This window comes from Hylemonella sp. P2_B10 (assembly GCF_056404875.1).
Window position 1 is genome coordinate 329,529 of the sequence record NZ_JBFUDE010000001.1, and the last position, 23,223, is coordinate 352,751.

Here is a 23,223-nt window from a genome sequence, read left to right on the forward strand (position 1 = left end):
GCCTCCTCCTTGATGCCGCTGCGCAGAGCGCCATGACGACCTGATCTTGCGAACCTGGCTGGCGTGCGGTCTTCCGGCGTAGCGCGTGCCAATGGACCCGATGTCGCTGGGGCGCGTGGCGGAGCGGAATCAAGGAGGAGGGCCGCAGGCCCGGGGGACATCCGCGTAGCCACGCGCACCAGCGGCGTCGGCAGCGACAGACATGCCACCCCAGCGGGGTCGGCTACCGCAGACCTGCCTGGCGAATTGGCGCCTTGTAAAATCACTGTTTTCCCTGGGCATCACCCGAGCCCGTCACCTTAGGCCACCACCGTGACCACGCACATCAGCCACTTTGAGGGCGGCAATGCCCTCAGCAGCTTTCGCGCCCAGCAGCTGTTGCCCCGCCTGCAAGCCATCCACGACAAGATCAACGGCATTTCCGCCCGCTTTGTGCACCTGGTGGCCACCGATACGCCGCCGAATCCCGAATTGAACGAGCGGCTGGCCGCGCTGCTGACCTATGGCGAGCCTTACGGGGGGCCGGCTCAGGGTCCCGCCATCATCGTGCTGCCGCGCTTTGGCACCGTGTCGCCCTGGGCTTCCAAGGCCACGGACATTGCCCACAGCTGCGGCTTGGCGGTGCGCCGGGTGGAGCGTGTCACCGAATACCGCCTGACGCTGAAAACCGGCCTGCTGGGCGGCAAGAACGAGCTCAGCGAGACGCAGCGCGCCCTGGCAGCGGCCCTGTTGCATGACCGCATGACGGAAAGCGTGCTGTTCGAACGCGCCCAGGCCAATGCCTTGTTCACCGAACTGCAGGCCGCCCCGCTGGCCAGCGTGGATGTGCTGGGCGGCGGCCGCGCGGCGTTGGAGCAGGCCAACACCCAGTGGGGCCTGGCGCTGGCCGACGACGAGATCGACTACCTGGTGCAGGCCTTTGCGGTGCAGCTCAAGCGCAACCCCAGCGACGTCGAGCTGATGATGTTCGCTCAGGCCAACAGCGAGCACTGCCGGCACAAGATTTTCAACGCCCAGTTCACCGTGGACGGCCAGGCGCAGGACAAGAGCCTGTTCGGCATGATCCGCCATACGCACCAGACGCACCCCCAGCACATGCTGGTGGCGTATTCGGACAACGCCTCGGTGATGGAAGGTTCCCAGGTGGAGCGCTTCCTGCCTGCCGGCAACGACCAGGCTTACCGGAAAGCGACCGCGACGAATCACGTGCTGATGAAGGTGGAGACGCACAACCACCCGACGGCCATTTCGCCGTTTCCGGGCGCCTCCACCGGCGCTGGCGGCGAAATTCGCGACGAGGGCGCCACCGGGCGCGGCTCCAAGCCCAAGGCGGGGTTGACCGGTTTCACCGTTTCCAAGCTGTGGCCGGACGCCCCGGTTGCGTCTCAACGGGAAGTCAAGCCCGCCCACATCGCCAGCGCCTTGCAGATCATGGTGGAAGGCCCCCTGGGCGGCGCCGCCTTCAACAACGAGTTCGGCCGGCCCAATCTGCTGGGCTATTTCCGCGAGTATGAGCAAGACGTGGCCGGTGTGCGCCGGGGTTACCACAAGCCCATCATGATCGCTGGCGGCCTGGGCGTCATTGATTCGGCGTTGACGCACAAGGAGCGCTTTGGCCCCGGTGCGCTGCTGGTGCAACTGGGCGGGCCTGGCATGCGTATCGGCATGGGCGGCAGCGCCGCCAGCTCCATGGCCACCGGCGCCAACGCCGCCGAGTTGGATTTTGATTCGGTGCAGCGTGGCAACCCCGAAATCCAGCGCCGCGCGCAAGAGGTCATCAACCAATGCTGGGCGCTGGGCACGGTCAACCCCATCCTGGCCATCCACGACGTTGGCGCGGGCGGCCTGAGCAATGCCTTCCCCGAGCTGGTCAACGACGCCGGGCGCGGCGCCCGCTTTGATTTGCGCAAGGTGCCGCTGGAAGAAAGTGGTATGGCACCGAAGGAAATCTGGTGCAACGAGAGCCAGGAGCGCTACGTGCTGGCCATTGCGCCGGCCTCGCTGCCGCAGTTCCAGGCCTTTTGCGAGCGCGAGCGCTGCCCCTTTGCCGTGGTGGGCGTGACCACCGAGCACAAGCAGCTGGTGCTGGCTGACGAAGGCGTGGCCCTGCCTGTGGACATGCCCATGGACGTGCTGCTGGGCAAGCCGCCCAAGATGCACCGCGATGTGGCCAGCGTGCAGCGTGAAGCGCCGCCGCTGGACCTGACCGGCGTGGAGTTGCAGCAGGCCGTGATTGAGGTGTTGGCCAATCCCACGGTGGCCTCCAAGCGCTTTCTGGTGACGATTGGCGACCGCACGGTGGGTGGCTTGTCGCACCGCGACCAGATGGTGGGCCCCTGGCAGGTGCCGGTGGCCGATTGTGCCGTCACACTGGCCGACTACGCCGGTTTTGCCGGCGAAGCCATGGCCATGGGCGAACGCACGCCGCTGGCGGCGCTGAACGCGCCGGCATCAGGCCGCATGGCGGTGGCCGAAGCCATCACCAACCTGCTGGCCGCGCCCATCGAGCTGCCGCGCGTCAAGCTGTCGGCCAACTGGATGGCCGCCTGCGGCGAACCGGGCGAGGACGCCGCGCTGTACGCCACCGTCAAGGCCGTGGGGATGGAGCTGTGCCCGGCGCTGGGCATTTCTATCCCGGTGGGCAAGGATTCCCTGTCCATGCGCACCCAGTGGCGTGCCGAAGACGGCACCCCGCAGAAGGTGACGTCGCCAGTGTCGCTGGTCATCAGCGCGTTTGCCACGCTGGCTGACGTGCGCGGCACGTTGACGCCGCAGTTGGACGCCAGCGAGCCCGACACCACGCTGGTGCTGGTTGATCTGGGCAAGGGCCAGCACCGCATGGGCGGCAGCATGCTGGCCCAGGTGCTGGGTCAGCCTGGCGGCGCCGTGCCCGATCTGGACGACCCGCAGGACCTGGTGAACCTGGTTAACGCCGTCAACGCCTTGCGCGCCGAAGGCCAATTGCTGGCCTACCACGACCGCAGCGATGGCGGCCTGCTGGCCTGCGTGGCCGAGATGGCCTTTGCCGGCCAGGTCGGCGTGGCACTGAATGTGGACCTGTTGACATTGGAAGGCGACGGCATTGCCGACAGCCGCATGGATGTGGGCGACAGCAAGAACTGGGCTGGCCAGGTCGGCGCGCGCCGGCTGGAGCAGACGCTGAAGGCCTTGTTCACCGAGGAACTGGGCGTGGTGCTGCAGGTGAAGACCAGCGAGCGCAACGCGGTGATGCAGACGCTGCGCGCGCATGGCCTGAGCCGTTTCAGCCACTTCATCGGCAAGACCCGGCCGGCGCACGCCGAGGGGCCGGCTGGCGGTCAGGGCGAATTGCAGGTGTGGCGCGACGCCCAGCAGGTGTTTGGCGCCCGGCTGCAAGACCTGCACCAGGTGTGGGACGCGGTGAGCTGGAAGATCTGCCAGCAGCGCGACAACCCGGCCTGCGCCGACGCCGAACACGCCAGCGTGGGCGACCCCCAAGACCCCGGGCTGCACGTGCACCTGCCGGCCGGCGCTGCCGACAACGTGGCCGCACCCTTCCTGAACCTGGCCAAGCCCAGGGTGGCGGTGCTGCGCGAGCAGGGCGTCAACTCGCACATCGAGATGGCCTATGCCTTCACCGAGGCCGGCTTCCAGGCCCATGACGTGCACATGACGGACCTGCAAAGCGGCCGTGCCAGCCTGGCCGACTTCAAAGGCGTGGTGGCCTGTGGCGGCTTCAGCTACGGCGACACGCTGGGCGCCGGCATTGGCTGGGCGCGTTCGGTCACCTTCAACCCGGAATTGGCCCAGCAGTTCCAGGCCTTCTTTGCCCGCACTGACACGTTCGGTCTGGGCGTGTGCAATGGCTGCCAGATGTTTGCCGAATTGGCCGACATCATCCCCGGCGCACAAGACTGGCCGCGCTTCACCACCAACCAGAGCGAGCGCTTTGAGGCCCGCCTGTCCTTGGTGGAGGTGCTGGAATCGCCCAGCATCTTCCTGCAAGGCCTGGCGGGCTTGCGTGCACCCATCGCGGTGGCGCATGGCGAGGGCTATGCCAACTTCAGCCAGCGCGGCAATGCGGCCAAGGCCATCGCCGCCATGCGTTTTGTCGACAACCGTGGCCGCGCCACCGAGGCCTACCCGGCCAACCCCAACGGCAGCCCGGGTGGGTTGACCGCTGTGACCACGGCCGACGGCCGCTTCACCGCGCTGATGCCGCACCCGGAGCGGGTGTTCCGCAATGTGCAGATGAGCTGGACTTCGGGGGACAACAGCGCGCACAGCCCGTGGATACGGCTGTGGCAGAACGCGCGGCGCTGGGTAGGCTGAACGTCTATTTCCGGTCCGCGCGGGCCTGCTTCAGCGTCTGCGCCAGCAAAAACGCCAGCTCAATGCTCTGCGAGCCGTTCAAGCGCGGATCGCAGGCGGTCTCGTAGCGCTGCGCCAGTTGCTGGTCCGTCAGGCCCTGGGCGCCGCCAGTGCATTCGGTGACGTTTTCGGACGTCATCTCGATGTGGATGCCGCCCGGGTGCTGGCCCTCGGCCTGCAACACTTCGAAGAAGCTGCGCGTCTCGGCCAGCACGGTGTCAAACGAGCGGGTCTTGTACCCACCCTCGCTGCGCACGGTGTTGCCGTGCATGGGGTCGCAGGCCCAGACCACCTGGCGGCCGGCGGCGCGGGTGGCGCGCACCAGCGCGGGCAGCGCCTGCGCGACCTTGTCGGCGCCCATGCGGGCGATCAGCGTCAGGCGGCCGGGCTGGTTGGCGGGGTCCAGCCGGTCGATCAGGCGCAGCAGCTCATCGGGCTGCAGCGTGGGGCCTACCTTCATGCCCAGCGGATTGTGGATACCGCGGCAAAACTCCACGTGCGCGCCATCCAGCTGGCGGGTGCGCTCGCCTATCCACACCATGTGGGCCGAGCAGTCATACCAGTCGCCGCTCAGCGGGTCCTGGCGGGTCAGCGCTTCCTCGTAGGGCAGCAACAGCGCCTCGTGTGAGGTGAACACGCTGGTTTCGCGGATCTGCGGTGTGCTGTCGGCGGTCAGGCCGCAGGCTTCCATGAAGTCCAGCGCTTCGGTGATGCGGTTGGCCAGTTCGCGGTAGCGTGAGCCTTGCGGGCTGGAGTCGACAAAGTTCAGCGTCCAGCGGTGCACCTGGTGCAGGTCGGCAAAGCCGCCATGGGCATAGGCGCGCAGCAGGTTCAGCGTGGCGGCGCAGTGGGCGTAGGCGCGCAGCATGCGCTGCGGGTCGGGCGTGCGGGCGTCCAGCGTGAATTCCGGGCCATTGATGATGTCGCCCCGGTAGGCCGGCAGCTCCACATCGCCCAGCTTCTCGGTCGGCGCCGAGCGCGGTTTGGCAAACTGGCCGGCGATGCGCCCCACCTTGACCACCGGGCAGGCGGCCGCATAGGTCAGCACCACCGCCATCTGCAGCAGCAGGCCAAACATGTCGCGGGCGTCGCCACTGGCCATCAAATCAAAACTTTCGGCGCAGTCGCCGCCCTGCACCATGAAAGCCTTGCCCTGGGCCACGCTGGCCAGGTGCTGGCGCAGCTGGCGCGCCTCGCCGCCAAACACCAGCGGTGGGCGGGTGGCCAGCTCGGCCGTCACCCGTGCCAGGGCCTGGGCGTCTGGGTAGGCCGGCATTTGCGCCGCCGGCATGTCACGCCAGCTGCGGGGTGTCCAGTTCGTCATCGTCAAGGGGTGGGTGGCCGGGTAACCAGGCGCGGCGCTGCTCAGGCCGCTTCGCCAAAGCCGCTGACAATCTGGTTGAAGCCGCCGTCCACGTAGGTGATCTCGGCCGACACGCCGCTGGCCAGGTCGCTGAGCAGGAAAGCCGCCACATTGCCCACTTCGTCGATGGTGACGTTGCGGCGGATCGGCGCGGCGGCCGCCACAGCGCCCAGGATCTTGCCGAAATCCTTGATGCCGCTGGCCGCCAGCGTCTTGATCGGGCCGGCGCTGATGCCGTTGACGCGCATGCCCTTGGGGCCGAGCGACTCGGCCAGGTAACGCACGCTGGCCTCCAGCGAGGCCTTGGCCAGGCCCATGGTGTTGTAGTTGGGCAGCGCGCGCTCGGCGCCCAGGTAGGTCAGCGTCAGCAGCGCCGATTTGGGGTTCAGGTAGGGCAGGGCGGCCTTGGCCATGGCCGGAAAGCTGTAGGCGCTGATGTCGTGCGCGATGCGAAAGCCCTCGCGGCTCAGGCCGTCCAGGAAGTCACCGGCAATCGCCTCGCGTGGCGCGAAGCCTATGCTGTGCACGAAGCCGTCAAAGGTGGGCCAGTGCGCCGACAGGTCGGTGAACAGCTGCGCGATCTGCTCGTCGCTGCCGACATCGCAGTCGAAGATCAGCTTGGAGTTGAAGTCGGCCGCGAATTCGGTGATGCGGTCCTTGAAGCGCTCGCCCACGTAGCTGAAAGCCAGCTCGGCCCCTTGCGCGTGGCAGGCCTTGGCGATGCCGTAGGCGATGGAGCGGTTGCTCAGCACGCCGGTGATCAACAGCTTCTTGCCGGTAAGAAATCCCATGTGTTGTCTCGCTTGGAAATCGGTTGTAGCCAGGTGGGCGGAATTGTCGCATGGGGCCGCCCGGTGCCGGCAAGCCGCCAATTGGCGCGCCAGCCGTTCCGCTTCATCCCTGAAAACGGCCCGATCCTCGCACCGGGGTGCATTCCGTCGCCTGGAGGCAGCGCACGGCGCCGGCTTTGCCTAGAGTGCAGTCTGTCGGGCCCGCTGGGCCTGGATACAGGAGAGGAAAACCACCATGTCAAATTCGCTGATTTCCGCCAGAAAGCTGGTCGCCTTCGCGCTGGCTGTGGGCGTGACCGCCATCGTCCACCTGGGCGTGTGGGAATGCGCCGCCGCCAATGCGTCGCAGGTGGCCCGCGACAGCCAGGCCGGGCGTGTCCAGCCGGCACCAGCGGTTACCATTACCGCGCTGGGTTCCCCCGCACAGCCGCACACCCTGATCACCTGACGGCGCGGCCTTTGCAGGCCGGCACGCCCAGACCCTTGCCCCCGATGACTCAACGCCCCGACCTCGCCCTTCACCTGGACCGCTTCCTGAGCTGGTCGCACCGGCTGCATGTGCAGTTGTCGGCCTGGACCCGCACCATCTCCTGGAAGCGCTTGTTGGCATTGGCCGTGCTGGTGCTGATCGCCACACAGGCCATCATGGGCATGCTGCATGTGGGGCGCGACTTCACCTCCGGCTTCGTGATGGCGTTTTTCGCCTACCTGGCGGCCACCAAGATCATCGACCAGAAGACCGCCGACGCTGACGCCGCGGTGCGCAGCGCCACCGACCTGGCCGAGCAGGAAACCATGAAGCGCCAACTGGTGCAGGCGCGGCTGAAGCTGCTGCAGGCGCAGATCGAGCCGCATTTCCTGTTCAACACGTTGGCGGCGGTGGACTACCTGATCGAGACCGACCCGCCACGCGCCTCGGTGATGCAAAAGACGCTGATCGCCTACCTGCGCGCGGCGCTGCCGCAGATGCGCGAGGGCTCTTCGCTGCTGGGGCGCGAGTTCAACCTGATCAAGCCCTACCTGGAGTTGCTGAAGATGCGCATCGAGGAGCGGCTGGAGTTCGGTTTTGATGTGCCGGTGGGCCTGCATTCGGCGGTGTTCCCGCCCATGATGCTGCAGTCGCTGGTGGAAAACGCCATCCAGCACGGCATAGAGCCCAAGCCCGAGGGGGGCCGCATCACCGTCTCGGCCCGCATCCACGACGGCCAGCTGTGGGTGGAGGTGGAAGATTCAGGCATCGGCCTGCCCGACCCCAACGCGCCGCGCGCCTCCACCGCCGGCACCGGCCTGGGCCTGAACAACATCCGCGATCGCCTGGCCATGCTGTACCCCGGTAGCGGCCGGCTGGATGTGCTGAGTGCCGCCAGTGGCGGCACGCTGGCACGCATCGTCATCCCTTATCAGGTGGATTTGTCCACCCCAGCGCCCGGAGCCCGCCCATGAACACCGCCACCCCCCCTTTGCGCGCCCTGATCGCCGACGACGAACGCCTGATGCGCGAGCAGTTGCAGGCCCGTTTACAGCAGGTCTGGCCCGAGCTGCAGATCTGCGGCACGGCGCAAAACGGCAACGAGGCGGTGGACCAGGCCGATGCGCTGCGCCCCGACATCGTGTTCCTGGACATCCGCATGCCTGGGTTGACCGGCATCGAGGCGGCGCGCGAGATCGTGGCGCTGGACGGTTGGCGCGGGCACATCGTGTTCGTCACCGCCTACGACGAGTACGCGGTGACGGCCTTCGAGCAGGGCGCGCTGGACTACTTGTTGAAGCCGGTGGAGCCGGAACGCCTGGGCTTGACGGTGCAGCGCATCAAGGACAGGCTGGCATTGCAGCCGGCGGCCACGCCCAGCGACGAGGCCGTGGACGGTTTGCTGGACAAGCTGCTGCTGTTGCAGCGCGGCCTGCACGCCAGCCCCAAACCGGCTGAAAGCCTGCGCTGGATACATTGCAGCTTTGGCAGCACGCTGAAGCTGGTGGCGGTGGACGAGGTGCTGTTCTTCCGCTCCGACGAAAAGTACACCCGGGTGCAGACCCGCACGCAGGAGGCGCTGATACGCACCCCCATACGCGAGCTGGTGCCGCAGCTGGATGCCGACCAGTTCTGGCAGATCCACCGCTCCACCATCGTCAACCTGGGCGCCATCGCCAGTGTGCAGCGAGATGAAGCCGGACGCCAGAAGGTGCACCTGAAGGACCATCCTGAGCAGCTGGAAGTCAGCCGCAGCTTCGGCCACCTGTTTCGACAGAACTGAATCGCCGCCGGGCCGCCTGTGGGGCCCAACAGTCAATCGAATAAAGCGCGCACGTCCTTCACAAAGCGTTCGCTGACCGGCACGGTGTCGCCCGAGCGCAGCCGCGCCTCGTAGGTGCTGTCGCCGGTCACCGCCAACGCGGCCAGCGCGGTGATGCGGACCAGGATGGTGCGGTGCACGCGCATGAACTGGCCGGGCGGCAGCCGCTCTTCGATGGTGCTCATGGTGGAGCGGTGCAGCGACACCTTGGGTCCCAGGTGCAGCTCCACATAGTTGCCGGCGGCGCCAATCCATTCGATGTCGGACACGGCCACGCGCTCCACCACGCCCACTGAGCGGATCACCAGGAAGTCCAGCGGCGGCGGCGGCTCGCCGGCGGCGCGCGCCTGCTGCTCACGCAGGAAACCCTCCATGGCGTCGGCCCGGGCCGCGTTGTGCTTGACGTTCAGCGCCTGCTCGGCATGCTGCAGCATCTTGCCGAAGCGGTGGTCGTCAAAGGGCTTCAGCAGGAAGTCGATGGCGAACACCTCGAAGGCACTGATGGCGTGGGCGTCATAGGCGGTGACAAACACCACCAGCGGCGGGTTGGGCTGGGCGCACAGCTCGTTGGCGAAGTTCAGGCCGTTTTGCGTTGGCATCTGGATGTCCAGCAGCAACAGGTCTATCTTCTGCTCGGCCATCACGGCGCGCGCCTCGGCCACGCTGGGACAGGCCGCCACGCAATGCCAGGGCGGGTGGTCGGCCAGGGCCAGTTGCAGGTTGCTGCGGGCCAGGGCCTCGTCATCGACGATCAGCACATTCCATTTATTCATTGAACTCCCTCGCTGGAAATTGCAGGCGCACGGTGAACTGCGCGCCATCGCTGTGGGTTTGCACGCTGGCGCCGGGGCCAAACAGCGCCAGCAGCCGTTCGCGCGTGGCCATCAGGCCCAGGCCGTGGCCGGTGGCGGGCGGCGCCACGGTGGGCAGGTCGTTGCGGATGTTCAGCACCACGTTGCTGTCCACCAGGCGCAGCTCCAGGCTGACCTTGCCTTGACCGCCGCGCGCCTCGTGGCCGTGGCGCACAGCGTTTTCGGCCAGCGGCTGCAGCAGCAGCGGTGGGCAGGCGTAGGCGCTCCAGTCGGTCAGGTCATGCAGCCACTCCACTTCCAGCGCTGAGCCAAAGCGCAGGCGTTGCAGGTTCAGGTACTCGCGCACAAAGGCCACTTCCTCACGGATGCTGACCCAATCGCGCTTGCTGGCGCGCAGCGCATAGCGCAGCAGGTCGCTGACGCCCGACAGCGCGCTGAGCGCGGTGGCGCGATCGCTGGCGCGCACCAGGCTGGAGATGCTGTTGAGCGCATTGAACAGGAAGTGCGGCTCCAGCTGGCCTTGCAGCATGGTCAGGCGCAGCCGCAGGTTGTCGGCACGCGCGGTCTGCCAGGCGGATTCGCTGTCGCGCGCCTGGCGCCAGCTGGTCAACGCCACCAGGATGGCAAAGGTGGCGCTGGTGACCATGAAGTCGGTCCAGATGTTGGCCCCGCGCAGCATCTTCAGCGTGTAGCCGATATCTGACAAGTTGCCGCTGGATGTCAGCGTGTCGGTGACCGCATTGGACAGCGTCACCAGCGGCACGAAGATCAGCACGCACAGCAGCCAATTGCGCACCAGCAGCGCGGGCGAGGGCAGCCGCCCGGTCCCCCGGCCCAACAGGTGGTACAGCAGCAGGCTGAAGGGCACGTAGGGCAAGAAACCCAGCCAGACATTGAGCGCCAGCCAGTCCCAGTTGACGGGCACGCCACGTTTGGCCCGGTCGCTCATCAGGGCGGAAGAGTAGGTCAGGCTGACCAGCGCCCAGATGAACAGTGCCAGCGCGACGCGGCGCAGGTCGCTGAAACGGGAGGCCGACCCGTCGGGTGACGAGGTCGGCGCTGCGGCGGCTGGCGGGTTTGGTTCGGGCATTTTGGGGCGAGGCAGCGCAGCACGGGCGGTAGGCTGCCCCTGAACAAGGTGTCTACGAATATAGGGGATAGCCGGTGGGCCCATGCCGCCATTGACGGCTCGATTCCGGCGTTTCGTCACATGGGGCCACTCTGAGTGGCCTGTGGCGCCGGCAGTGGCGGCGATGGCGGCGGTTTTCGTCCCATGCCGGGGGCGCTGAAGGCCTTGCGCGTTGATCCCCGACGTTGACGTGCTTGTCCCTGCCCGGCGGGGGGCAGTCACACAGGGCTTTTTTGTGTTGGTTTGAGGTCGCACAACGGACCCATTGCCGCAATGCGCGTCATAGAGTTCTCCCCACAAAACAGGCAGCGCAGCGGAATGGGTCCGGTGCGCAAGGCGTCCTGTTTTCACAACTTTTTAGATGGAGTTTCGATGTACAAACCCTCAAGGCTTTGTTTGGGGCTGGCGCTGGCTTTTGGCGGCCTGTCCTCACTGACCGTGCCGGCGCTGGCGCAGACCGACGCGTCGCAGGCGCTGCAACGCGTGGAAATCACGGGCTCCAACATCCGGCGTGCCGAGTCGGAGACCGCCTCGGCCGTGCAGGTGGTGTCGCGCGAAGACATCGACCGTTCCGGCAAGACCAGCGTTGCACAACTGCTGCAGACGCTGTCCATCGACAACCAGGGCTCGGTTCCCACCACCTTCGGCGCCGGCTTTGCCTCGGGCGCGTCGGGCATCTCGCTGCGCGGGCTGGGTTCGGCTTCCACACTGGTGCTGATCAACGGCCGCCGCGTAGCGCCCTACGGTCTGGCTGACGACGGCCAGAAGATCTTCGCCGACCTGAACGTGATCCCGCTGGAGGCGGTGGAGCGGGTGGAAATCCTGAAGGACGGTGCCTCGTCCATCTACGGCTCCGACGCCATTGCCGGCGTCGTCAACATCATCCTGCGCAAGGACTACCAGGGTGGCGCCATCAAGCTCAGCGCCGGCCGCAGCGGCTATGGGGATGGTGCCGACAACCGGGCGGCGATATCCGGCGGCATCGGCGACCTGGCCAAGGACCGCTACAACTTCTTCTTCAACCTGGAACTGGGCAAGAAAGACGCCATTTTCACCAGCCAGCGTGCTGGCCGCGACCACATAGGCCGCTCCGACCTGCGCGACATGGGGCTGGATGCCAACCAGGCCTTTGGCGGCTCAGGCGCCATCACCGCCGCCGGTGCGGGCTCCAGCGCCACCTCCATCAACGGCAATGTGCGCAACCCCACCACCTTGCTGTACTACAACCGCGGCAACACCAACACCGCGCAGACCGGCTTCACGCGCAACTTCGCCGGCGCCAACTGCGCCAATTTCACCACCCATGCCCAGGGCGACCCCGGCGGCGGCTGCCTGGTGGATGCCCCGCAGCTCTACCAGCAGATCCAGCCCTCGGAGCAGACCAAGAACTTCTTTGGCCGCGGCACCTTCCAGTTGTCGCCCAGCATGACGGGCTTTGTCGAACTGAACCTGTACAAGGACGATTCGCGGGCGCAGACCTTCCCGACCACGGTCAGCGCATCCACCGGCTTCCCCGGCGGCCCGGTGGCCAACACCGGCATCGCCCTGGGCGCCACCCACCCCGACAACCCGTACTTCGGCACCACTGCGCGGCTGCGTTACATGACGGCCGACATCGGGCCGCGTGTCAGCAACGTCAGCTCCACCTTCACCCGTTTCCTGGGCGGCCTGCAGGGCACGGTGGCGGACTGGGACTACGACACCGCCTTCCTGTACTCGGAAAGCAAGGTCAGCAACAGCCGAACCGGCTACGTGGCGCGCGACGCCTTGTTCGCGCTGCTGAACCCCAACGGGCGTGACTTATCGCCCGCCATGACCAATGCAGCCTTTGCAGCAGCCAACAACCCGGCTTATGCGGCGCTGCCGGCCGGCAGCTTCTACCGCATTGCCGAGAACGCCAACCTGAACTCGGCCGCGCTGTATGCGGCGCTGTCGCCCACCATCTCCAACGACGCGCTGTCCAAGAGCACGCAGATCGACTTCAAGGCCTCGCGCGAGTTGATGCAGCTCGGTGGCGGCGCGCTGGGGCTGGCGCTGGGAGGCGAGGTGCGCCGCGAGTCGGTGCGGCTGGCCCCCACCAGCGGCACCGAGCGCGGCAACATCATCGGCCTGGGGTACTCCGCCTACGACGGCGCGCGCACCGTCAGCGCGGTGTACGCCGAAATCCTGGCGCCGGTGACCAAGGAGATCGAGCTGTCGGGCGCGCTGCGTGCCGACCACTACTCGGACGTCGGTAATTCCTTCACGCCCAAGGTGGGCTTCAAGTGGACGCCGTCGAAGGAATTTGCGCTGCGCGGCACCTTCGCCGAAGGCTTCCGTGCGCCCAGTGTGGCCGAAAACGGCAAGGGTGGCCTGGCGGCGTTCTCCACCGCCGCGGACCCGGTGCGCTGCAACCTGGGCATCACGGCCGCGTGCTCGGCCGCCAACGTGGCCATCATCACCTCGCCCAACCCGGATCTGGTGCCGGAGAAGTCCAAGACCGTGAACCTGGGCGCCGTGTGGGACCTGGTGCCGGGCTCCTCCAACATGTCGCTGGACTTGTGGCAGATCAAGCGCAGCAACGAAATCAATCAGGAAGAAACGGCGGCCGCCATTGCCGCCGGCCACGTCTCGCGCGACCCCAGCTCGGCACTGGCAGGCTTCCCTGGCGACCCGGGCCCCATCACGGCGGTGCTGGCCAAGTACGTCAACTCGGCACAGACCACGGTGCGCGGGCTGGACTTCGACTTCAACCAGAAATTCAACCTGGGCGCGGCCGGCAAGCTGTCCTTTGACGCCAAATGGACGCACATCTTCACCTTCCTGCGGGTGGAGAAGGATGGCTCGTTCAAGGACTACGCTGGCACCCACGGCAACTGCGATGCCACCAACTGCATGGGCACGCCGGCTGACCGCATCAACTTCGGCACCACCTGGGAGCGTGGCAACCTGAAGCTGTCCTCTGTGATCAACTACCGCGCCAGCATTGAAGACAAGAACTTCAAGAACGATCCGGCTGGCTGCGCGGTGACCACCACGGCGGGCTTCCCGGTGCCGGCCAACTGCCGCATCGACTCGTTCACCACGGTGGATGTGAGCTTCCGCTGGAAGGCGGCCAAGAACCTGGAGGTGACCGGGGCCATCCAGAACCTGCTGGACGCGGTGGCGCCGTTCGACCCGTTGACCTATGGCGCCGTCTCGTACAACCCACTGGATTACAGCGGCGCGGTGGGCCGCTACTTCAGCCTGGGAATGCGCTACAAGTTCTGAAGCTTGCAAGGGCGGGTGGCCGAAGTGCGGCCACCCGTCTTTTTTGCCGCGCAAGTGGTTTCTAGTTAATTGATATCAATTAACTAGAGATTTACCTTTGATTGACATGTTGTTTGCTACAAATTGACCAAAAATTTACACAGAGGTTGGCCGTAAAGCTAAGTAAATTTACTTTACAAATCAACGTAAACAGCTTGAAAACGTGCGATGCTTTTTGGCAACGCAGGGGCTGCTTTACATCTGTTTTCTACGCCTCCTAATTCAAAGCGAGGCATTGCTAATTTAAAGTTCCTTCACGAAGCAGAAGTCGGGCCGGAAATGATTCCGCTCCGGTTGTCAATCGTGGCGCAGGCGAACCCAGCCTGATCTGCTTTCCATTGTTTGAAGGAAACCCCATGGACAACAAAAGACAAGGCAACGCATTGGTGTTGCGCAAGACGGTGGTCGCGCGTGCGCTGGCCGTCGCGTTCGGCTCTGCCGTGCTGGCAGCAGCCATGCCCGGCACCGCGTTTGCACAGTCCAACGCCGCCGGCACCGTGTTCGGCACCGTGGCGCCCGGTTCCACCGTGGTGCTGGAAAACACCGGCACGGGCTTGAAACGCAGCGTCGTGCCCGACGCGGCCGGCCGCTTCCAGGCCACCGCACTGCCGGCGGGCACCTACAAGGCGCAATTGCTCAGTGGCGGCAATGTCACCAGCACCGTCACCGTCGACGTGCTGGCGGGCAATGGTTCCGAGTTGAAGTTCGAGGCCGGCGGCACCGCGCTGGCCACGGTGCAGGTGGTGGGCCGGCGTCAGTCCATTGACATCTCCAGCTCGCAAAACGGCACCAGCTTCACCGCCAAACAGCTCGATGCGCTGCCTGTGGCGCGCGACGTCGCGGCCATCGTGCAGCTGGCCCCCAACACCACGCGCGGCGATTCGCGCTATGGCAATGTGGCCAGTTTCGGCGGTGGCGCCGTGTCCGAAAACGCCTATTACATCAACGGCTTCCCGGTCACCAACCCGCTGAACCAGCTGGGTTCGTCGCAACTGCCGTTTGGCGCCATCCAGCAGGCCCAGGTGCTGACCGGCGGCTTCGGCGCCGAGTTCGGCCGCGCCATCGGTGGCGTGGTCAACATCACCACCAAGAGCGGCACCAACGAGTGGGAGGCCGGCGCCAGCTACAGCATCACGCCGTCAGCCTTCCGCTCCAGCTACAAGGACCTGTACTACGCCAACACCGGCGACCCGGCCAACAAGGCCACCGACGGCACGCTGTACCGCCGCCGCGCGCAGAACACGCAGACCGAGACTACGGTGGGCGGCTACATCGGCGGCCCCCTGATCAAGGACAAGCTGTTCATGTTCTTTGCCGCCGAAGAGTTGAGCAGCAACTTTGCCGGCACCAATTCCGGCCTGTCCACCGCCGGCATCGCCACCGGCGACGTCGGCAAATGGGGCTGGAACAACCAGACCAACACCGCCGACCGCTGGATGGGCAAGTTCGACTGGAACCTGACGGACAACCACCGCCTGGAGCTGACCATGATCGGCGACCAGACCAAGACGGTGCAGAAGTTCTCACCTTACGACTACACCACCGGCGCGCACACCGGCCAGGTCAACTTCACCGGCGACTACAAGAACGTGTTCCAGGTGACGCCGGACGTGGGCATGAACGACCAGATCCTGCGCTACACCGGCAACATCACTGACGACCTGACCATCACCGCGCTGTACGGCAAGTCGCAGTCGCCGCACACCGAAAACTTCACCAGCTCGGCCGGCGCCGGCGGCAGCCTGTACACGGTGTCGCTGCTGACGCCCACCGCGGCCGCGCCCGGGCTGACGTACAACAACCCTCAGGCGCTGACCACCAACCAGATCGCGCCCGGCGCCGAAGACGATGTGACGTCCAAGCGGCTGGACATCGAATGGCACCTGGGCAACCACACGCTGCGCGCCGGTGTGGACAACAACCAGCTGGCCTCACACAACGCCGGCGATTTCTTCCCCGGCGGCGGCACCTACAGCTACCGCTACACCGCCACGCCTGCCACCTTCTCGCCGGCTTCGGGCAACCTGACGGTGGCCGGCGGCGGCGGCCTGGGCGCGCAGGGCTACTACGGCCGCGTGCGGACCTTCACCGACGTTGCCGACGCCTATTCCGACCAGCAGGCCACCTACATCGAGGACCGCTGGCAGATCACCAAGAACCTGCTGCTGTCCCTGGGCCTGCGCAGCGAGTCGTTCCAGAACAAGAACAACGTCGGCGAGACCTTCCTGCAGCAGAACAATGTGCTGTCGCCGCGCGTGGGCGCCGCCTGGGACGTCAATGGCGACGCCTCGTTCAAGGTGTTCGGCAGCGCCGGCCGTTACTCGGTGCAGATCCCCACGCACCTGGCGATACGCGGCGCCGGGCCGTCCACCTACCTGCAGCAGTACTTCACCTACACCGGCATCGCCGCCGACGGCTCGCCGATAGGCCGTGTCAACCTGGGTCCGTCCGTATCGCCCGATGGCGAAATCGGCACACCCAAGGATCCCAACGTGCTGGCGTCCACCAACCTGAAGCCCAACCAGCAGGATGAGATCACGCTGGGCTTCGAGCGGGCGTTCTCGCCGTCGCTGAACTGGGGCGCCAAGGTGACCTACCGCCGGCTGGTCAACACCATCGACGATTTCTGCGACCAAACGCCGATCGACAACTATGCGGCGGCCCACAACATCGACGAATCCAACTACGGCGGCTTCAATTGCGCGTCGGTCAACCCCGGCCAGACCAACACCTTGCTGGTGGACTACAGCGGCACCGGCAAGAACTACACGCTGGTGACGCTGACGCCCAAGGACATGGGGTTTGACCCGTCACTGACCGGCCAGCCCGGCCCGGCCAAGCGCACCTACTTCGCGCTCGACCTGTTCGCCGAGCACCCGTACCGCGACGGCTGGTACGGCCGGGTGAACTACACCTACGCGCGCAGCCGCGGCAACACCGAGGGCCAGACGCTGTCCGACATCGCCCAGACCGACGTCTCGGCCACTCAGGCCTGGGATTTCGGCAACCTGATGGAGTACGCCTACGGCCCATTGCCCAATGACCGCAAGCACCAGATCAAGGCCTACGGTTATGTGGACGTGACGCCGCAATGGACGGTGGGCGCCAACCTGCTGCTGGCCTCGGGGGCGCCGTTGAGCTGCATTGGCTCCTACCCTGACCCGAATGCCGCCGTGCAGGCCTACGGTTCGGCCACCCACTACTGCAACGGCGTGCCGTCACCGCGCGGCTCGGTCGGCAACCTGCCTTGGGACAACCGGCTGGACGTGAACTTCACCTTCAAGCCGGAAATGGTCAAGGGCCTGGCCTTCAAGATGGACATGTTCAACGTCTTCAACAGCCAGACGGCGCAAAACGTGGACGAGACCTACAACACCGGCGGCGCCGGCACCCCAGTCATCTCCACCTATGGCCGGGTGGTCAGCTACACGGCGCCGCGCAGCGTGAAGTTCACGGCGACTTACGACTACAAGTTCTGAGGTCCCTGGCCCCGGCGGACACCGTCCGGTAGGGGCCAGTTTCAGGGCCAGAAAGGCCAAGCCCGCCCGGGTGATCGGGCGGGCTTTTTTTCGTGGCCGGGGAGGGAAGGTGGGACGAATCTTTGTAAAGCTGGTACGAATTCACCTGTATGGGTGATGGATTTTGACAACAGTCGGCGCTTTTTTGGCCTCTTGAAGTGGGGCCAACGGGCAGATTTCCCGTCAAACGATTTACAGTTAGTTCACCAAACAGACATGTTTACGGGAATGATTCCCGTAAACGTGGCCGATCGTGGCGCAACTTTTGCTTTGCTCTCGTTTGAAACTTTCAAGTTTGAAGGAAAACCCCATGGAAAATAACAGGCATAGCAATGTGCTGCGGAAGACAGTGGTGGCGCGCGCGCTGGCCGTTGCATTCGGCAGCATGGTGCTGGCCGGTGGTGTGAGCACCACGGCATTTGCGCAATCCAATGCGACCGGTACCCTGTACGGCAAGGTTGACGCCCCCGCCGGCTCGACCGTGGTTCTGACGAACACCGACACGGGCTCAAAGCGTACCCTGACCGTCGACAGCACCGGCCGTTTCAACGGCCAATCCCTGACCACCGGCCCCTACAAGGTTGAACTGGTTGTCGGCGGCAAGGTCACCAAGACCGAAAACGCTGAAGTTCGCGTGGGCCAAGGCACCGAAGTGGCCTTCGCCGGCGGCACGACCCTGACCACGGTGCAAGTGGTCGGCCAGCGCTCCAAGATCGACGTGGCTTCCGTGGGTTCCACCACCGTGTTCACCGCCAGCGACCTGGCCAAGGTGCCGGTGGCTTCCAACGTGGGCGCCGTGATCCAGCTGGCCCCCAACACCACCCGTGGTGACTCGCGTTACGGCGGCGGCAACGCCCCGTCCTTCGGCGGCTCCTCGGCCTCTGAAAACGCCTATTACATCAACGGCTTCCCCGTCACCTCCATGCTGACGCAGGTGGGCTTCTCGCAACTGCCGTTCAACTCCATCGCCCAGGCGCAGGTGCTGACCGGCGGCTACGGCGCTGAATTCGGCCGTTCCACCGGTGGCGTGGTCAACATCGTGACCAAGTCCGGCGGCAACAGCTGGGTGGCCGGCGCCTCCGTGTCGGTCGAGCCCAACAGCCTGCGCTCCAAAGAACGCAGCATCTACTATGAAAACGTCGGCACCACGCTGGACGGCAAGATCCGTTTTGACAACTCGTTGAACCAGCAAAGCCGCACGCAGGAAAACCTGTATGTCGGCGGTCCCATCATCCAGGACAAGCTGTTCATCTACGCCGCGCTGGAAAACACCCGCCTGAACCGCGATTCCACCCGCATTGCCAACACGGCCGTGGCCGGTAGCGTGAACGCGGCTGCCTTCCAAGAGCGTGACGTGTCGACGCCGCGCGGCTTGTTGAAGTTGGACTGGAACATCACCGATGCGCACCACCTCGAGTACACGCACATCTTTGATGAAAACCGCGACAACCGCCGCTACTACGGCTACAGCTACGCCACCGGCCAGCGCGACAACGTCCGCAACGGCGGTGTTGACGTGGTCAACTGGGGTGCCACGGCTGCTGACGCCCTGGTGCAGCCCAAGGGCGCCAAGGTCGACATCATCAAGTACACCGGCTACTTCACCGATGACCTGACCTTCACCGCGTTGGCTGGCCGCACCCGCTCCGACCACAAGGTGACCCCGAACGGCTACAACCCCGCTCTGGCCCAAACCGTGTCCACCGCGGCTGACCAGATCCCCGGCTTCGCCTACCCCAACCCGCAAGGTGTGGTCGGCACGCTGCTGACGCCCAATGCCTTTGACGAGAACAAGGGCTTCCGCCTGGACGTCGAGTACAAGTTCGGCGCGCACAACTTCCGCCTGGGCCTGGACAAGAACACCATCAACTCCAAGGCAGGTGCTTCCACCGCCGGCGGCGTGCAATGGGTTTACGGCAAGACCGCTCCGGGTACCGCAGTGCAGCGTGGCGAAGTCGCCCCGAACACCGTGGCCGGCAACCCCTACGCTCAGCAGGGTTACATTGTCCAGCGCGTGATCAGCTCCACCGGCTCCACGCCGCAGGTTGACCAGTCCGCCTGGTACATTGAAGACAAGTGGAAGGTCACCGACAACGTTCTGCTGTCGCTGGGCCTGCGTAACGAAGGCTTCAACAACAAGAACGGCGACGGCCTGTCCTACATCGACCTGCCGACCCAGCTGGCCCCGCGTATTGGCGCGTCCTGGGACATCAATGGCGATGCTTCCATGAAGCTGTTCGCCAACATGGGCCGCTACCACGTGCCGCTGCCCACCAACGTGGCAGTGCGCGGTGCCGGTTCTTCGCTGAACACGACGCAAACCTTCGTCTACACCGGCGTGGACGCCAATGGCGCGCCCACCGGCCTGACGCAGCTTGGCCCGCCGATTTCCGCCAACAACGAATTGGGCCAGGCCAAGAATCCCAAGGAAGTGGCTGCTGAAGGCATGTCCGGCAACTTCCAGGACGAATTCGCCGTCGGTTTCGAGAAGGCCCTGTCCAAGGACTGGAACGTTGGCGCCAAGCTGACCTACCGCAGCCTGAAGACGGCCATTGACGACCATTGCGACGACCGTCCGTTCATCGCCTGGGCCGCCCGCAACAACGTGGATGCCAGCCACTTCGGCTACAACTGCGCGCTGTTCAACCCCGGCCAAGGCAACACCTTCAACATCGACATCAACGGCGACGGCAAGCTGGAGCGCATCGTCCTGTCGGCGGCTGACCTGGGCATCGCTCCGGTTGACCGCAAGTACGTGGCGCTGGACCTGTGGGCCGAGCACCCGTTCGATGGCAAGTGGTGGGGCAAGGCGACCTACACCTGGTCGCGCAACTCCGGCAACACCGAAGGTCAGCTGCTGTCCGACATCGGCCAGGGCGACGTGTCGACCACGCAGGCTTACGACTTCCCGGAATTCTCGATCAATTCCAGTGGTCTGCTGCCCAACAACCGCACGCACCAGTTGAAGCTGTTCGGCTACGCTCAGGTCACGCCTGAGTGGGGCGTCGGCGGCAACCTGCTGGCCGCTACCGGTCGTCCGAAGAACTGTATCGGCAATGCGCCTGATCCGGTGCTCGCCGCCACGCCTCCGTTCGTTCCCGGCGGCCCGGTGACGAATTACTCCGGCTACGGCTCGGCCTACTTCTACTGCGATGGCAAGCCTGCCCCCCGCGGTTCGTATGGCACCCTGCCGCCGGACGTGCGTGTGGACATCAACTTCCAGTACAAGCCGGAAATGTTCAAGAACTTCACGTTCAAGATGGACATCTTCAACCTGTTCAACCAACAGCCTGCTGAAGCCATCGAAGAGCGCAAGTACAACCGCAACTTGACCACCATCCTGACGACGTACCAGATCGTGCAGAGCTACGCAGCTCCGCGCTCGGTCAAGTTCACGGCGTCCTACGACTACAAGTTCTAAACCACTTGTAGATCAAGAGCTAAGCCATTTGAAGCCCGCAGGCGAAAGTCTGCGGGCTTTTTTTGTCTCAGCACTTGCCTGAGACGTGCCAACTCTCTGCGGCATGCCAATTGCTATTGGAATTGTCTGTACCCTGTTTCCGTTTCCGCAGCCCCCATCACCATGACCGCCAAGCCCAGCAGCCGTGTGCAGCAGCAGTATGAAATGCTGCCTTACCCGCCGGTGGACCCGCAGGACGAGCAGCACCGGCTGATGCACACCTGGCTGGAGCACCTGCCCATGCTCAACCACTATTGCTTCGCCGGCAGGCAGACCTTCGAGCAGGATTTCAGAGTGCTGGTGGCCGGTGGCGGCACCGGCAGCGCCACCATCTTCCTGGCTGAGCAGTTGAAGTCGACCCATGCACGCGTCGTGCACCTGGACTTCAGCGGCGCCAGCATGGACATCGCCAGGCAGCGCGCCGAGATCCGCGGCCTGACCAACATCGAGTGGGTGCAGGATTCGCTGCTGAACCTGCCGCACCTGGGCTTGGCCCCATTCGACTACATCAACTGCAGCGGCGTGCTGCACCACCTGGAAGAGCCGGACGCCGGCCTGCGCGCGCTGATGGCCGTGCTGAAGGACGGCGGAGCCATGGGCCTGATGGTCTATGGCCAGGTGGGCCGTACCGGCATCTACCAGATGCAGGAGTTGATGCGTGCCGTCAACCAGGGGGAGGGCAGCATTGCCGGCCAGCTGGCCAATGCCCGGCAACTGCTGGCCATGCTGCCGCCCACCAACTGGTTTGCCCGCTGTGAGGACCTGTGGCGCGCCGACATGGTCACCGACGCCGACCTGTACGACGTCGTGCTGCACTCGCAGGACCGCGCCTACACCGTGGAGCAGCTGTATGCCTGGCTGGCCGATGGCCACGGCCTGTCGCTGGCCTTCAGCGCCGTGGGCCGGGGGCGCTCGGCCTACGAGCCGCGCCTGGCGCTGCGCGGCGCGCCGGCGTCTCCACTGCTGGCCGGCCTGGAGGCGATGCCCGCGCGCCAGCGCCATGCCGCCGCCGAACTGCTCAGCGGCAACCTGATGACCCACGTGTTCTACGCCACGCGTTCGCCAGCCTGTCAGGCCAGCTACGGCGACGCCGACATGGTGCCCTTCTTCTACAACGAGCCGCTCACCGGCCCCCAGGTGGCGGCCATCTTCAGCCAGAATGGCGGGCGCGGCTTCTGGCTGGACCACAAGCACCTGGGCCTCACCGTCGCCGTGCAGCCAGGGCGCCACGCCGCGCAGGTGCTGCAGCACATCGATGGCCAGCGCAGCTTTGGGCAGATTTTTGAGCGCGTGCGTGCCGAGCCGACCAACCGGCACTTGAAATTAAGCAACCAGCAACTATTTGCCGATTTCAGCAGCAGTTTCGACATCCTGAACACCATCGAGCGCCTGCTGCTTCGCCACAAGTCGGTGCCTGGTTGACCCCGGCCGCATAGCCGGTTTTTCGCAAAAAATGCGCGCAATTTGGCGCCGGTTGCGCTATAATTCATGCTTCACGACCAAACGGGCGGGTATCTACCGCCCGTTTTTTTTGGTCGATCGTTTTTGCAGGTCTGGCGCCACATGGTATCGCCAGCCTGGTTTCGCAACCCGACAAAGCAGGTATCAGGTTCATCGCGTGGCATTGCAGGATATTGTTGAGCAGACCGTCAGTGGTCTGGGTTACCAGTTGGTGGACATCGAGCGTTCCGCCGGGGGGCTGCTGCGCATCACGATAGACCTGCCCTGGACGCCGCCGGCCGAAGGTGCAGCGCCCGCGCTGGAGCAGTTCGTCAACGTCGAGGATTGCGAGAAGGTGACGCGCCAGTTGCAGTTCGCCCTGGAGGTGGACGGCGCGGAGTACAAGCGGCTGGAGGTGTCCTCGCCGGGCATAGACAGGCCGTTGAAGACCGAGAACGATTTCCTGCGCTTCACCGGCCAGGTGGTGGACCTGACGCTGAAGGCGCCGATAGGCGAGGCGGCGGCTGGACAAGTGGCGGTGAATCGGAAAAAATTTCGCGGCACCCTGGAGCGTGTGCGGGATGCTGAAGGCCAGAGCGGCTGGCAGATTGTGTGGCGGGACGAGCCCGTGGTGAAGCCCGGGCAACGCGTGAGCAAGAAGCGCACGCAGGCCCCGTTGCAAGCCCTGGGATTCAAACTGGATGAATTGCGTGACGCGCGCCTGGCTCCGTTGGTGAGCTTCAAGGGGCGCGGCGGTGCCGTTGACGGCGCTTGAAATGAA

The 23,223-nt window shown here is 65.3% G+C and carries 13 protein-coding genes; 9 read left to right on the plus strand and 4 right to left on the minus strand.

The genetic code is table 11. The features are described from left to right. The first annotated feature begins 312 nt into the window (after window positions 1-312). Complete coding sequence (gene purL / locus AC1DX2_RS01565; protein WP_477194522.1) at window positions 313-4,311, plus strand: phosphoribosylformylglycinamidine synthase; 3,999 nt, start codon at window positions 313-315, stop codon at window positions 4,309-4,311. Between the two features lie 4 nt (window positions 4,312-4,315). On the opposite strand, the gene AC1DX2_RS01570 is transcribed toward purL, so the two are convergent. Together AC1DX2_RS01570 and fabI are read right to left on the minus strand one after the other, a co-directional pair. Next, window positions 4,316-5,674 (minus strand): class II 3-deoxy-7-phosphoheptulonate synthase, encoded by a 1,359-nt coding sequence (locus AC1DX2_RS01570; protein ID WP_477194523.1) that lies wholly within the window; start codon window positions 5,672-5,674, stop codon window positions 4,316-4,318. Window positions 5,675-5,715: 41 nt separating this feature from the next. Then, window positions 5,716-6,504: an enoyl-ACP reductase FabI gene (gene fabI / locus AC1DX2_RS01575; RefSeq protein ID WP_477194524.1), complete on the minus strand. Its 789-nt coding sequence runs from the start codon at window positions 6,502-6,504 to the stop codon at window positions 5,716-5,718. A 235-nt stretch (window positions 6,505-6,739) separates the two neighbouring features. Between fabI and AC1DX2_RS01580 the strand changes: the two genes are divergently transcribed. Genes AC1DX2_RS01580 through AC1DX2_RS01590 form a run of 3 tightly spaced genes read left to right on the plus strand, consistent with a single transcriptional unit; the run spans window position 6,740 to window position 8,756 of the window. Beyond that, a complete protein-coding gene (locus tag AC1DX2_RS01580) occupies window positions 6,740-6,952 on the plus strand; it encodes a hypothetical protein (RefSeq protein WP_477194525.1) in 213 nt (70 codons plus the stop codon). Window positions 6,953-6,996: 44 nt separating this feature from the next. Next, on the plus strand, window positions 6,997-7,947 hold the full coding sequence (locus AC1DX2_RS01585) for a sensor histidine kinase (RefSeq protein ID WP_477194526.1): 951 nt from the start codon (window positions 6,997-6,999) through the stop codon (window positions 7,945-7,947). Further along, complete coding sequence (locus AC1DX2_RS01590; RefSeq protein ID WP_477194527.1) at window positions 7,944-8,756, plus strand: LytR/AlgR family response regulator transcription factor; 813 nt, start codon at window positions 7,944-7,946, stop codon at window positions 8,754-8,756. The genes AC1DX2_RS01585 and AC1DX2_RS01590 overlap by 4 nt, the downstream gene beginning before the upstream one ends. A 32-nt stretch (window positions 8,757-8,788) precedes the next feature. Here the strand turns inward: AC1DX2_RS01590 and AC1DX2_RS01595 are convergent, their stop codons facing one another. Both AC1DX2_RS01595 and AC1DX2_RS01600 read right to left on the minus strand, forming a co-directional pair. After that, window positions 8,789-9,568: a LytR/AlgR family response regulator transcription factor gene (locus tag AC1DX2_RS01595; protein WP_477194528.1), complete on the minus strand. Its 780-nt coding sequence runs from the start codon at window positions 9,566-9,568 to the stop codon at window positions 8,789-8,791. After that, the gene (locus tag AC1DX2_RS01600; protein ID WP_477194529.1) at window positions 9,561-10,697 is read right to left on the minus strand and encodes a sensor histidine kinase; all 1,137 of its coding nucleotides are present in this window, start codon (window positions 10,695-10,697) and stop codon (window positions 9,561-9,563) included. Before AC1DX2_RS01600 ends, AC1DX2_RS01595 begins: the two co-directional genes overlap by 8 nt. A 411-nt stretch (window positions 10,698-11,108) precedes the next feature. On the opposite strand from AC1DX2_RS01600, the gene AC1DX2_RS01605 reads away from it, so the two are divergent. From AC1DX2_RS01605 to rimP, 5 genes are all read left to right on the plus strand, one after another. Then, window positions 11,109-13,985: a TonB-dependent receptor gene (locus AC1DX2_RS01605; protein ID WP_477194530.1), complete on the plus strand. Its 2,877-nt coding sequence runs from the start codon at window positions 11,109-11,111 to the stop codon at window positions 13,983-13,985. Between the two features lie 395 nt (window positions 13,986-14,380). Continuing rightward, on the plus strand, window positions 14,381-17,503 hold the full coding sequence (locus tag AC1DX2_RS01610) for a TonB-dependent receptor (protein WP_477194531.1): 3,123 nt from the start codon (window positions 14,381-14,383) through the stop codon (window positions 17,501-17,503). Between the two features lie 373 nt (window positions 17,504-17,876). Beyond that, window positions 17,877-20,963 carry a TonB-dependent receptor gene (locus AC1DX2_RS01615; RefSeq protein WP_477194532.1) on the plus strand — a complete coding sequence of 1,029 codons (3,087 nt, stop codon included), beginning with the start codon at window positions 17,877-17,879 and terminating at the stop codon, window positions 20,961-20,963. A 162-nt stretch (window positions 20,964-21,125) separates the two neighbouring features. Next, entirely contained in the window at window positions 21,126-22,424 is a 1,299-nt protein-coding gene (locus tag AC1DX2_RS01620; protein ID WP_477194533.1) for a class I SAM-dependent methyltransferase, read from the plus strand. Window positions 22,425-22,620: 196 nt separating this feature from the next. After that, complete coding sequence (gene rimP, locus AC1DX2_RS01625; RefSeq protein WP_477194534.1) at window positions 22,621-23,217, plus strand: ribosome maturation factor RimP; 597 nt, start codon at window positions 22,621-22,623, stop codon at window positions 23,215-23,217. Window positions 23,218-23,223 lie beyond the last annotated feature (6 nt).

Coding starts and splice junctions, on each gene's coding strand:
- AC1DX2_RS01570 (WP_477194523.1), bottom strand. CDS start 5,674: ATGACGAACTGGACACCCCGCAGCTGGCGTGACATGCCGGCGGCGCAA.
- fabI (WP_477194524.1), bottom strand. CDS start 6,504: ATGGGATTTCTTACCGGCAAGAAGCTGTTGATCACCGGCGTGCTGAGC.
- AC1DX2_RS01580 (WP_477194525.1), top strand. CDS start 6,740: ATGTCAAATTCGCTGATTTCCGCCAGAAAGCTGGTCGCCTTCGCGCTG.
- AC1DX2_RS01585 (WP_477194526.1), top strand. CDS start 6,997: ATGACTCAACGCCCCGACCTCGCCCTTCACCTGGACCGCTTCCTGAGC.
- AC1DX2_RS01590 (WP_477194527.1), top strand. CDS start 7,944: ATGAACACCGCCACCCCCCCTTTGCGCGCCCTGATCGCCGACGACGAA.
- AC1DX2_RS01595 (WP_477194528.1), bottom strand. CDS start 9,568: ATGAATAAATGGAATGTGCTGATCGTCGATGACGAGGCCCTGGCCCGC.
- AC1DX2_RS01600 (WP_477194529.1), bottom strand. CDS start 10,697: ATGCCCGAACCAAACCCGCCAGCCGCCGCAGCGCCGACCTCGTCACCC.
- AC1DX2_RS01605 (WP_477194530.1), top strand. CDS start 11,109: ATGTACAAACCCTCAAGGCTTTGTTTGGGGCTGGCGCTGGCTTTTGGC.
- AC1DX2_RS01610 (WP_477194531.1), top strand. CDS start 14,381: ATGGACAACAAAAGACAAGGCAACGCATTGGTGTTGCGCAAGACGGTG.
- AC1DX2_RS01620 (WP_477194533.1), top strand. CDS start 21,126: ATGACCGCCAAGCCCAGCAGCCGTGTGCAGCAGCAGTATGAAATGCTG.